The sequence below is a fragment of the Desertihabitans aurantiacus genome, assembly GCF_003344635.1.
Lineage (GTDB): Bacteria > Actinomycetota > Actinomycetes > Propionibacteriales > Propionibacteriaceae > Desertihabitans > Desertihabitans aurantiacus.
Genome location: NZ_QPKK01000115.1, coordinates 1 through 11,467, shown reverse-complemented (window position 1 = coordinate 11,467; position 11,467 = coordinate 1). Strand labels below are relative to the sequence as shown.

The 11,467-nt window shown below is 75.2% G+C and carries 13 protein-coding genes; 4 read left to right on the top strand and 9 right to left on the bottom strand.

Annotation, left to right across the window (positions count from 1 at the left end):
- Positions 1–133 precede the first annotated feature (133 nt).
- The 6 genes from DVA66_RS10840 to DVA66_RS10815 all read right to left on the bottom strand — a co-directional run bounded on the left by DVA66_RS10840 (position 134) and on the right by DVA66_RS10815 (position 4,822).
- Positions 134–919, bottom strand: coding sequence for a thiazole synthase (locus tag DVA66_RS10840; protein WP_269801618.1), 786 nt, complete (start codon positions 917–919; stop codon positions 134–136).
- Complete coding sequence (gene thiS, locus DVA66_RS10835) at positions 912–1,103, bottom strand: sulfur carrier protein ThiS (protein ID WP_114560094.1); 192 nt, start codon at positions 1,101–1,103, stop codon at positions 912–914. Before thiS ends, DVA66_RS10840 begins: the two co-directional genes overlap by 8 nt.
- 33 nt (positions 1,104–1,136) lie before the next feature.
- Positions 1,137–2,273, bottom strand: a complete 1,137-nt coding sequence (gene thiO, locus DVA66_RS10830; RefSeq protein ID WP_198671661.1) for a glycine oxidase ThiO — start codon at positions 2,271–2,273, stop codon at positions 1,137–1,139.
- A gap of 46 nt (positions 2,274–2,319) precedes the next feature.
- Positions 2,320–3,159: an SDR family oxidoreductase gene (locus DVA66_RS10825; RefSeq protein ID WP_114560093.1), complete on the bottom strand. Its 840-nt coding sequence runs from the start codon at positions 3,157–3,159 to the stop codon at positions 2,320–2,322.
- Between the two features lie 144 nt (positions 3,160–3,303).
- A complete protein-coding gene (locus DVA66_RS10820) occupies positions 3,304–3,993 on the bottom strand; it encodes a DNA alkylation repair protein (RefSeq protein ID WP_114560092.1) in 690 nt (229 codons plus the stop codon).
- Positions 3,994–4,015: 22 nt separating this feature from the next.
- On the bottom strand, positions 4,016–4,822 hold the full coding sequence (locus tag DVA66_RS10815) for a MerR family transcriptional regulator (RefSeq protein ID WP_114560091.1): 807 nt from the start codon (positions 4,820–4,822) through the stop codon (positions 4,016–4,018).
- A 115-nt stretch (positions 4,823–4,937) separates the two neighbouring features.
- Between DVA66_RS10815 and thiE the strand changes: the two genes are divergently transcribed.
- From thiE to DVA66_RS21930, 3 genes are read left to right on the top strand one after another with little or no spacing between them, the layout of a single operon-like run.
- Positions 4,938–5,693: a thiamine phosphate synthase gene (thiE, locus tag DVA66_RS10810; RefSeq protein WP_114560090.1), complete on the top strand. Its 756-nt coding sequence runs from the start codon at positions 4,938–4,940 to the stop codon at positions 5,691–5,693.
- Positions 5,690–6,202: a ribonuclease domain-containing protein gene (locus DVA66_RS21635; protein ID WP_232821896.1), complete on the top strand. Its 513-nt coding sequence runs from the start codon at positions 5,690–5,692 to the stop codon at positions 6,200–6,202. Before thiE ends, DVA66_RS21635 begins: the two co-directional genes overlap by 4 nt.
- Positions 6,199–6,525 carry a barstar family protein gene (locus DVA66_RS21930; RefSeq protein ID WP_157973951.1) on the top strand — a complete coding sequence of 109 codons (327 nt, stop codon included), beginning with the start codon at positions 6,199–6,201 and terminating at the stop codon, positions 6,523–6,525. The genes DVA66_RS21635 and DVA66_RS21930 overlap by 4 nt, the downstream gene beginning before the upstream one ends.
- A gap of 50 nt (positions 6,526–6,575) precedes the next feature.
- Here DVA66_RS21930 and DVA66_RS10795 read toward each other — a convergent pair whose 3' ends face one another.
- Positions 6,576–7,643, bottom strand: coding sequence for a polyprenyl synthetase family protein (locus DVA66_RS10795; RefSeq protein ID WP_114560096.1), 1,068 nt, complete (start codon positions 7,641–7,643; stop codon positions 6,576–6,578).
- Between the two features lie 143 nt (positions 7,644–7,786).
- Between DVA66_RS10795 and metF the strand changes: the two genes are divergently transcribed.
- Positions 7,787–8,740 (top strand): methylenetetrahydrofolate reductase [NAD(P)H], encoded by a 954-nt coding sequence (gene metF / locus DVA66_RS10790; protein WP_232821894.1) that lies wholly within the window; start codon positions 7,787–7,789, stop codon positions 8,738–8,740.
- On the opposite strand, the gene DVA66_RS10785 is transcribed toward metF, so the two are convergent.
- Entirely contained in the window at positions 8,714–10,927 is a 2,214-nt protein-coding gene (locus tag DVA66_RS10785) for a HelD family protein (RefSeq protein ID WP_114560089.1), read from the bottom strand. The genes metF and DVA66_RS10785 overlap by 27 nt on opposite strands.
- A 32-nt stretch (positions 10,928–10,959) precedes the next feature.
- A partial coding sequence (locus DVA66_RS10780) for a hypothetical protein (protein WP_408608904.1) occupies positions 10,960–11,467 on the bottom strand: 508 nt, incomplete at its 5' end.

Genomic DNA, 11,467 nt, shown 5'->3' with positions numbered 1-11,467 from the left:
GTCCAGCGCAGCCCGTCGGCCGCACCCCGCGGCAGGGCCGCCGTGGCCGCCCCGACGGCGGCGGCCAGGTGCTCCCGCGCCGCGGCCGGCGGCACCAGGGCGACGAACATCCGCGCGGTGCCCCCGGCCATGGTCAGTCGATCCGGCCCACCATGGTCGAGGACGCCTCGGCGTAGCGGCGCACCGGGATCCGGCCGGCGTGCGCGGCCAGGTAGCCGGCGCTGACGGCGTGCCGCATCGCCTGCGCCATCGCCACCGGGTCGTGGCAGCGGGTGACGGCCGAGGCCAGCAGCACCGCGTCGCAGCCCAGCTCCATCGCCAGCGCGGCCTCCGAGGCGGTGCCGATCCCGGCGTCCAGCACCACCGGCACGCCGGCCTGCTCGACGATCATCTCGATGGCGTGCGGGTTGCGGATGCCCAGCCCGGAGCCGATCGGCGCGCCCAGCGGCATCACCGCCGCGCAGCCGGCGTCCTCCAGGCGGCGGGCCAGCACCGGGTCGTCGTTGGTGTAGGGCAGCACGGTGAACCCGTCGGCGACCAGCCGCTCGGCGGCGTCCAGGGTCTCGATCGGGTCGGGCAGCAGGGTGACCTCGTCGGCGATCACCTCCAGCTTCACCCAGTCGGTGCCGAGGGCCTCGCGACCCAGCTGGGCGGTCAGCACCGCCTCGGCGCTGGTGAAGCAGCCGGCGGTGTTGGGCAGCACGGCGATGCCGAGCCGGTCGAGCACCTCCAGCACGGTGCCGCGGGCCGACGGGTCGACCCGGCGCAGCGCGACCGTGGTCAGCTCGGTGCCGGAGGCCTGCAGCGCGGCCTCGAGGACGTCCAGGCTGGGGGCGCCGCCGGTGCCCATGATGAGCCGGGAGCCGAAGGTGCGCCCGGCGATCGTCAGGTTCGTGGCCGACCCGGTCAGCTCAACCACCCTGCACCGCCGTGACCACCTCGACGGCCGCGCCCTCGGTCAGCGGCTGGTCGTGCCGGCTGCGCGGCACGACGGCACCGTCCACCGCCACCGCCACCCCGCGGTGGGGCAGGTCGGCGACGAGGTCGGCGACGGTGCTGCCGTCGGGCAGCTCGTGCGGTTGGCCGTTCAGCGTGATGTGCACGCTCCTCCTCCTGCTCGTGGGGCGCCGGCCAGTCTAGAAGCGGTCGAGCCGGAACGGCTCGGCCCGCTCGTCCCAGACACCCTCGGCGACCCATCCGGCCAGCACGTCGGCCACCAGCGGGGTGAGCAGGACGCCGTTGCGGTACAGCCCGACGCCGAGGGTGAGCCCGTCCAGCGGCGAGGGCCCGAGCACCGGGGCGTTGTCAGGGGTGGCCGGACGCCAGCCGGCCCGGCACTCGGCCAGCTCGTACTCCGCGCTGACCGGCACCACCCGGCGGGCATCGCGGAGCAGCTCGTACACCCCGCCGGCGGTGACCCGGTCGTCGAAGCCGCGGTCCTCGACGGTGGCGCCCACCACCAGCTCGCCGTCCGCGCGGGGCACCAGGTAGACCTCGAAGCCCTGGCTGAAGGCCCGGACGGTGTGCTGCAGCTGGGGTTCGGCGCCGGCGCGCAGCCGCAGCACCTGGCCCTTGACCGGGCGCACCGGCAGCGCGAACGGCAGCTCGTGCCCGCCGGCGTCGGCGCCGGTGGCGAGCACCACCTTCCCGGCGCGCCAACCGCTGCCGTCGGCGAGCCGGACGCCGGTGACGCGCCCGCCGTCGTGCTCGACCCGCTCGACCGTGCCGGGCACGGTGCGCACCCCGGCCGCCTCCGCGGCCAGCCGCAGCGCCCGCCACAGCCGCCGGTTGTCACAGCTCCAGTCCCGCTCGACCAGCAGCCCGCTGCGGACGGTCGGGGCGACCAGCGGCTCGCGGGAGCGCAGCTCGCGGCTGGTGAGGGTCTGGCAGGGCTGGCCCTGGGCGTCCAGCCAGCGGCCGAGGTCGCGGAGCCGGGCGGCGTCGTCGGGGGTGGCGGCCACCGACAGGGTGGGGTGGCGGCGCAGCCCGGGGTCGGTGCCGGCCGCTTCGGCGAGCTCGCCGGCGAAAGCGTCCCAGCGGTCCAGCGCGGCGAGGTTGAGGTGCAGCAGCGGGGTCTCGGTGAAAGCCGCCTCGGTGACCGGGGCCAGCATCCCGGCGGCCACTCCGGACGCCGCCCGGCCGGGGTCGCCGGCGACCACGGTGACGTCCAACCCGCGCTGCGCCAGCCGCCAGGCCGTGGCCGTCCCGACCAGCCCGCCGCCGACGACCAGGACGTCGGTGGTCAGGTCGTCGGCGGTCGGGGGTGGGGGCACCGGGTCATGGTAGGACCGCGACCCTGGTGCCGCAGGTCGGGCGTGCTCAGAGGATGGGACGTCCGCCGGTGACGGCGATCCGGGCCCCGGACATGTAGCTGCCCTCGTCGCTGGCCAGCAGCACGTAGGCCCCGGCCAGCTCGACCGGCTGCCCGGCCCGTCCCAGCGGGGTGTCGCTGCCGAACTGCTCCACCTTCTCCGGAGGCATGGTCGAGGGGATCAGCGGCGTCCAGATCGGGCCCGGTGCGACGCTGTTCACGCGGATCCCGCGCGGACCGAGCAGCTGGGCCAGGCTGGCGCAGAAGTTCGCGATGCCCGCCTTGGTGAGGGCGTAGGGCGCCAGCGTCGGGCTGGGGCTGTCGGAGTTCACCGAGGAGCTGCCGATGATGCTCGAGCCCTCGCCGAGGTGGGGCAGCGCAGCCTTCACCAGGTGGAACATCGCGGACAGGTTGGTGGCAAGGGTGTGGTCCCACTCCTCGTCGCTGATCTCCTCCAGGGTGTCGTGCGACATCTGGTAGGCGGCGTTGCTGACCAGCACGTCGATCCCGCCGAGCTCGTCGACGGTGCGCTGGATGAGGTCGCGGCAGTGCTGGGGGTCGGACAGGTCGCCCTTGACGAGGACAGCCTTGCGGCCGGCGTCGCGCACGTACTGGGCGGTGGACTCGGCGTCGTCGTCCTCGCTGAGGTAGGAGATGACGACGTCGGCACCCTCCCGGGCGTAGGCGATGGCGACGGCGCGACCGATGCCGGAGTCGGCGCCGGTGATGAGGGCGCGCTTGCCGCTGAGCCGGTCGTGGCCGACGTAGCTCTGCTCCCCGCAGTCGGGGACCGGGTCCATCGCGGCCTGGTGACCGGGGGGCTGCTGCTGCTGGCTGGGCTGGTTCACGAAGTGCCTCCAGGGTCGTGGGGTTCGGTGGTCGCGGAGCGTCGTACCGGACCCGCCGTCACCCGGCCGGGCCTGCACGGTGGCTCCGTCGCGTGCAGGGACGCTACCCGTGGCCGTCGGCGGCGAAACGGGGGTGGCAACCGCTCACAGGTGCTTGAGCGCCTCTCGCCGCGACAGGGGTGCGAGGCGCTCGCCCCACCGGGCGACGGCCGCGCGGACCCAGTCGGGGTCGGTGCGGGCGTGCTGGCGCAGCGCCCACCCGATCGCCTTGCGCAGCCAGAAGGACGGGTCGTCGAGGTTGGCCTCCACCGCCGCGGTCAGCAGCGCGGTGTCGGTGTGCTCGCGGTGGCGCAGCTGGGCCAGCACGGCCGTCCGGCGCAGCCACAGGTCGTCGGCCGTGGCCCAGCCGCGGACCACCGGGGTGGCCCCGGCCCGGTGGCGCAGCAGCACCTCACCGACCAGGTGGGACGCGGTCTCGTCGACCACGTCCCACCAGGCGCCGGTGGTGACGAGGTGGGCGAGCAGGGGGAGCGCGTCGACGTCGCGCCAGCCCCGGGCCCGCGGGTGCCGGGCCAGCGCCAGCGCGGCGTAGCGGTGCTCACGGTGGGTGGCGGAGTCCCACAGCACCCGCACCGTGCCCTCCCACTGCTCCCGGTCCGCGGGCGACCAGTCCCGGAGCCGGGGGCGCAGCAGGGCGCGGGTGCCGGGGGCGCCGACCCCGTGGAACGGCAGCGCCGACTTCATGTAGGCCTGCTGCTGGGCCGCCCGGACCGGGTCGGCGGCAGCCGCCAGGTCGGCGCGGATGCCGGCCAGCAGCGTCTCGTCGGCGCTCACCGTGCCATCGTGCCCGCCCCGCTCAGGGCCGCGACACCGGCTGCTGCAGCTCGGTCACCCACTGGCTCTGGTCCTCGTCCGGGTGGGCGCGCAGGTAGACCTCGCGGGCCGGGCCGTCGGGGACGGCGCCGCGCTCGCCGATCGCCTCGTGCAGGGCCTGCCAGGTGGCGCCGATCGTCTCCATCGCGCCCAGGTGGACGGTGCACAGGGCCTCCTGCGCCGCCGGCACCTCGACCAGCTCGAACCCGTCGCCGGGCTCGCCGGCGTGCTCGTAGCCGGCGGTCACCCGCAGCTGGTCGTCGACACTGCGGTAGACCGCCACCGGGGTGCGCAGGCTGCCGCCGGCCGCGGCGACGGCGCCCGCGACGGAGCCGAAGAGCGGGCCGACGACGGTGCCGATCGCCTCCTCGGGTGGGAGGTCGGCGGTGGCGGCGGCCAGCCGGAGGGCGGGCAGCGGCTTGCTGACGTACTCGTGCTCGGACATGCGGTGCTCCTTCTCGATGATCCGGAGACGCAGCTCGACGTCGGCGAGCCGGGCGGTGGCGGCGGCGTGCTCGGCGGCCAGCTGGGAGCGGCGCAGGCGCAGCATGCCGCGCAGCTGCTCTCCCGTCAGCTCCTCGTCCAGCAGGACGCCGACCTCGGCCAGGGAGAAGCCCAGCTCCTTGAGCGCGATCACGCGGTGGAGCCGGGCCAGCTGGCCGGGGTCGTAGGACCGGTAGCCCGAGCAGGGGTCGACCCGCGCGGGCACCAGCACCCCGATCGCGTCGTAGTGCCGCAGCATCCGCACCGACACCTGACCGAGCCGGGCGAAGTCTCCGATGGACAACATGGCTCTGTTCTCCCGTCTGACACGGTGTGAGGGTCAAGCGACCCGGGCCGCGACGTCCGCGCCGGGTGCGATTCTGACCGGTCGCCGGCCGCCGTCGCGCACTAGCCTGGGCCCCATGACGGCGTTGAGAGGTGTGGCCGAGCGGCTGCGGACGGCCAAGCTCTACCTGTGCACCGACGGACGGGTGGAGCAGGGTGACTTCGCCGACTTCGTGTCCGAGGCCTTCGCCGGCGGGGTGGACATCCTGCAGGTGCGGCACAAGGGTCTGGACCCCGAGCAGGAGCTGGAGCTGCTGCAGGTCGCCCGGCGGGCGGCCCGGCCGCACCACGGGCTGGTCAGCGTCAACGACAGCCCCGAGCTGGCCGGCCGGTTCGGCACCGACGTGCTGCACCTGGGCCAGACCGACGGGCCGGCGGGCGAGGCCCGGCGGCACCTGCACCGCTGGGCGGTGGTCGGGCGCTCGACCCACTCGGTCGAGCAGCTGGCCGAGGCCGACGCCGACCCCGACACCGACTACTTCTGCGTCGGGCCGGTGCACGCCACCCCCACCAAGCCGACCTACCGGCCGGTCGGGCTGGAGCTGGTGCGCCACGCCGCGCAGCAGGTGCCGCCCCACGAGCCGGGCCGCAAGCCCTGGTTCGCGATCGGCGGGATCAACCGGGAGACCCTGGACGACGTGCTGCTGGCCGGGGCCCGCCGGGTGGTGGTGGTCCGCGCGATCACCGAGGCCGACGACCCCCGGGCGGCGGCCGCCGAGCTCAAGGCGCGGCTCACCCAGGCGTGGCGGGACGACCCGTCGATGGTCGAGGGCGGGTTCGCGCTCAAGGGCGACCCCGGCGTGCTGCGCCGGGCCTTCGGCCGCGACTCGTGAGCTCTCCCCGGCGCAGGCGGACGCTGGCCGGGGCCGGCGGTGGGGTGGTCGCGCTCGTCCTGGTCCTGGTGGCGCTGCTGTGGTCCGACCCGGGCGGGGAGGCCGTCCCGCCGCCCGCGACGTCCCCGTCCGCGACGCCCTCGCAGGCCCCGTCCGGAGATGGTCCGTCCGGCGGGGTGCAGCGCCGCGACCAGGAGCAGGTCGCCACCGACGTGGACCCCCAGACGGGGCTCGCCTGGGTGCGGCTGGAGCAGCTGCCACCGGAGGCGGCGGAGACGGTCGGGCTGATCGAGGACGGCGGGCCGTTCCCGTACCGCCAGGACGGGGCGGTGTTCAACAACTTCGAGGGGCTGCTGCCCGAGGAGCCCCGGGGGCACTACCGCGAGTACACGGTGCCGACGCCCGGCGAGGACGACCGGGGTGCCCGCCGGATCGTCACCGGCGACGACGACACGGTGTTCTTCTGGACCGCCGACCACTACGAGTCGTTCGAGCGGATCGCCCGGTGAGCGGTGGCGTGCGGCGGGTGGTCGCCACCGCGGAGGAGGCGCGGCGGGCGCTGGAGACCGAGGGGTGGCGGGTCGCCGTGCTGGACGCCGGCAGCCGGGCCGAGCTGTTCGCGCAAGCGCACCGGGCGCTGGGGCGCACGGGTGGGGCGAACCTGGACGCGCTGTGGGACCTGCTGCGGGACGTCGAGGCCCCGCTGGCGCTGGTCTGGGAGACCTGGGGCGAGGTGGCTGCGGCGGATCCCGGGTGGTTCCGGCGGGTGCTGGCGGTGTTCGAGGCGCGGGCCGGTGAGCCGGGGGAGCCGGTGGTCCTGGTCCTGCTCTGAGGTCGGGTGGGGGATCGCCCGATTCGACAGGCGCAGGGCGTTGGGGTGGGTCAGTGGTCGCGGCGGAGGGCGGCGTCGGCCAGGGCGGAGAGGGCGGTGCGGCCGTCGGGGGTGAGGTCGGCGCGCTCCAGGGCGGCCAGGCCGTGCTCGCCGTGCTCGCTGATCAGCTCGTCCAGACGTCGGCGGGCGCCGCTGGACTCGATCAGCCCGCGGGCCTCGGCCAGGCCGTCCTCGTCCAGCGCCGGGTCGCCGACCAGGACGTCCAGGCGGGCCAGCGCGGCGCCGTCCAGCCGGGCCCGGGTCTCGGCCAGCAGCAGCGTCCGCTTGCCCTCGCGCAGGTCGTCCCCGGCCGGTTTGCCGGTGACCAGCTCGTCACCGAACACCCCGAGCACGTCGTCGCGGAACTGGAAGGCGCGGCCGACATGCGAGCCGTAGGTCGCCAGCACCTCGTGCACCCCCTCGTCGGCCCCGGCCAGCGCGGCGCCGATCTGCAGCGGGCGCATCACGGTGTAGCGGGCCGCCTTGTACTCCACCACCCGGTGGGCGCGGTCCACGGCGGTCTGCGGGTCGTCCACCGCCGGGCTGGCCTGGGCCACCACGTCCAGGTACTGCCCGCAGGTCACCTCGGTGCGCATCCGCTCCGCCAGCCGCCGCGAGGTGCGGATCCGCTCGTCGCCGGGCGGGCCGAGGCGGGCGGTGGCGCCGGCCAGCATCTCGGTCGACCACATCAGCACCAGGTCGCCCAGCAGCACCGACCCGGCCAGCCCGAAGCCCTCGGCCGAGCCGCACCAGTCCTGCTCGCCGTGCAGCGTCTCGAACTGGCGGTGCGCGGAGGGGACGCCGCGACGCGTGTCGGAGCCGTCCATCAGGTCGTCGTGGACGAGTGCGCTGACGTGCAGCAGGTCCAGGCTCGCCGCCGCCTCCAGCACGCCGTCGCCGGTCGCCTCCCCGCCGCCGGCCACGTGGCCCCACAGGCAGAACGCCGGACGCAGGCGCTTGCCGCCGCCGAGGAAGGTCCGGGCCATCCCCAGCACCGGCTCCAGCTCGGCACCGATCTCGGTCACCAGCCCGTGCTGGCCGGCGAGGAACCCGTCGATCGCGCCCTGCACGGCCTGCATGAAGTCGAGCGCGAGCGGACGGGCCGGGTCGGGACGCCACCGCGCGGCGGGAGGGTCCACCACGTCGGAGGACCGTTCGAAGCTGCTGACCACAACGTGAGCCTACGCAGGACGCGTTCGGCAGCGCTGCCTAGGGTTCGCCCGTGCCCGTCCGCCGCATCCCCGCCACGCCCCGCGCCGCTGCCCGCACCCCGCGGCAGCAGCCGGTCGCCGACCTGCTGGCCACCGCGGACCGTCCGCTGACCTCCTTCGAGCTGTTCCCGTGGCGCAGCCCGGAGGAGGAGCGGGTGTTCTGGCAGACCACCCGCGAGCTGGAGGCGCTCGGCCCGGACTTCGTCTCGGTCACCTACGGCGCCAGCGGCTCCACCCGCGACCGCACGGTCAGGGCGACCGAGGCCATCGCCTCCCACACCACGCTCAACACGATGGCCCACCTCACCTGCGCCTCGCAGAGCCGTGACGAGCTGCGGCACACCATCGGCGCCTACGCCGGGGTGGGGATCCGCAACGTGCTGGCCATCCGCGGCGACATGCCCGGCGGGCCGACGGTGCCGTTCGAGCAGCACCCGGACGGCCTGGCCAACGCCACCGAGCTGGTGCGGATGGTCCGCGAGCTGGGCGACTTCTGCGTCGGTGTCGCGGCGTTCCCCGACCTGCACCCCCAGGCGCACGACGCCGACCTCGACGCGCGCATCCTCGTGCAGAAGGCCGAGGCCGGGGCGTCGTTCGCGATCACCCAGCTGTTCTTCACCTTCGAGCGCTACGTCGACCTGGTGCAGCGGGTCCGCGCGCTGGGCTGCGACCTGCCGATCATCCCCGGCATCATGCCGGTCACCCGGCTGGCCCAGATCAACCGGATGGCCGAGCTGTCCGGGGCCGACCTGCCCGACTGGGTGGTGCGTCGGCTGAGCGCGGACGAGTCCCCGGCGACGGTGCGCCAGGTGGGCATCGACATCGCCACCGAGCTGTGCGAGCGGCTGCTCGAGCACGGGGTGCCCGGGCTGCACTTCATCACCATGAACCGCTCCACGGCCACCCGCGAGATCTTCGGCCGGGTGCTCGGGACGGGCTCAGCCGCGCGGACGCCAGCGTCCTGAGCCCGGGCCCACGTCCACGGTGACCAGCCGCTGGGTGGGCCGGGTCAGCGCCACGTAGAGCACCCGCGTCCCGCCGGAGTGCTCGGCGACGATCTCGTCGGGGGAGAGCACCACGGCGGCGTCGTACTCCAGGCCCTTGGCCTGCAGCGCGGTCACCAGGGCGACCCGCGGCGACAACCCGTTCAGCCCGGCCTGCAGCGCGGCGCCCACCTCGGCCAGCCGCGACGGCGGGCAGATCACGCCGATGGTGCCCTCCACCTGGTCGCCGAGGCGGTGCACCAGGCTGGTGACCTCCTCGGGCAGCGCCTCGGGGGCGACGGTCCGCAGCTCCGGCGCGATCCCGGTGGAGCGGACGGCGCGGGGCAGGTCGGCGGCCGGGTACTCCGCCTGCACGACCGCCTTGGCCAGGTCGAACACCTCGGCGGGGCTGCGGTAGTTGGTGCTCATCCGGAAGCGGCGCACCGGCGCCCGCCCGATCAGCTCGGTGAGTGCCTTGTCGTACTCCTCCGGCTCGGGCCACGACGACTGGGCGGTGTCGCCGACGATGGTCCAGGACGCCTGGGAGCCGCGGCGGCGCAGCATCCGCCACTGCATCGGCGTGATGTCCTGCGCCTCGTCGACCAGCACGTGGGCGTAGCGCTGGTGCGGCTCGGCGTTCGGATCGGCCTCGACCGGGCGGCGCAGCCGGTCGGCGGTGGTGACCAGCTCGGCGACCTCGGTGCCGTCGGCGAGGAAGAGCGTCGGGTCCTCCTCGGCCTCCTGCGGCACCGGCCCGATCATGGCCACCAGCTCGTCCAGCAGCGCGGCGTCGGCCACGCTCCAGCGCGGACGCCCGCCGCCGGCACCGCCGGAGGGGGCGGCGTCCAGCTCGCGGTAGCTGCGCACCAGGGCCTGCTGCTCCTCGGCGTCCAGCAGCCCGTCGGCGAGCCGGGCCACCAGGTCGGCATCAGCCAACCGGCGCAGCACCAGGCTGGCGTCCAGCGGCGGCCACCAGGCGTGCAGGAACATCGTCCAGGACGCCTGGGAGGTGACGAGGTCGTCGAAGACGTCCCGCTCGACGTCGACGCGGCCCTGGGCCTGGCGCCACAGCGCGTCCAGCAGCGCCTTCTCCGCCAGCGGACGGGAGCTGTTGATCTTGTGCTGGCGCAGCACGTCGGCGCGGATGGTGCTCAGCTGGAACGGCCGCAGCACCAGCACCTCGCCCTTGACGCTGACCCGCAGGTCGAGCGGGCCGGCGGTCAGCGGCTCGTCGACCAGCCGGCGCAGCAGGGTCAGCATCCGCAGCGAGCCCTTGACCACCGCGGCGGCCGCGTCGTCGGCGCGCTCGGCACCCAGCGGCACCACGTCGGAGGCGACCGCGCCGATCGAGCGCAGCGTCACCGACTCCTCGCCGAGTGAGGGCAGCACCCGCTCGATGTAGTTCATGAACACCCGGCTCGGGCCGACCACCAGCACGCCGCCGCGCTCGAAGCGCTTGCGGTGGGAGTAGAGCAGGAAGGCCGCCCGGTGCAGCGCGACCACGGTCTTCCCGGTGCCGGGGCCGCCGCTGATGATGGTGACGCCCTGGTAGGGGGCGCGGATCGCCTCGTCCTGCTCGCCCTGGATGGTGGCGACGATGTCGCGCATCTGCGTACCGCGGGCGCGCGAGAGCGCCGCCATCAGCGCGCCCTCGCCGACCACCACCAGGTCGTCGCCGGCGCGCTCGCCGTCGAGCAGGTCGTCCTCGATGCCGATCACCTTCGTGCCGCGGCTGCGCAGCACCCGGCGGCGGACGACGTCCATCGGCTCGGCCGGGGTGGCGCGGTAGAAGGGCTCGGCCGCCCGTGCCCGCCAGTCGATGACCAGCGGCTCGTAGTCCTCGTCGCGGACGCCGATCCGGCCGATGTAGCGGACCTCGGAGTCGGCCCGGTCGAGCCGGCCGAAGACCAGGCCCTCGTGCTCGGCGTCCAGCGTGGCCAGCCGCTTGGCGGCCTGGAAGGCGAACACGTCGCGCTCGAACAGCCCGGTGCCGTCCTCCTCGCGGACGAAGCTGGTGCGGTCGCTCTGGTACAGGGACCGTCCCTGCCGGGCGACCTGCTCCGCGGTGCGGGTCGCCTCGTCCAGGCGGGCGTAGACCTGGTCCACGTGGGCCTGCTCGATCGCGATCTCACGCTCGACCGTGCGGGACTCCGACTCCGGTGACGTCAACGAAACTGCCTCTCAGCCAGACGGCGGACGCATCACCTTACCCGGCCCACGGGGGCAGCCGGTACACCTGAGAGCGCGTCGTGGCAGGCGTAGGAGGCCAGCGCGCCGGACAGCAGCACCTGGCTGAGCGAGCTGCCGCCGCGGCTGTGCGGCCCGGCCGTCCACAGCAGGGGGCGCCCGGTGGTCACCGGCGGCATCCGCCACCAGCTCGCCGCACCGTCCCAGGCGATCCCGTAGGAGGGGTCGGGCGAGGCCGCGGTGGAGTCGTGGGTGGAGACCAGCGTCCGCTCCCCGAGGGCGCGCCGGTAGCGCACCACCGGCCCGTCGGGGTGGTGCTCGACCAGCTCGGCGACGCCGCCGGGGACCGGGTCGTCCTCGACCACGGCGTGGCTGACGGCCGGGGCCAGGGCGGGCCGGGCGCGGGCCAGCCGGCGGCGGTCGGCCCAGCGTAGACCCCGCGGGTCGAGCCGCAGGTGGGTCCAGGGGTCGACGGCGGAGATGACGGCGGCCGCGTCCACCGGCCCGCCGTCCACCTCCACC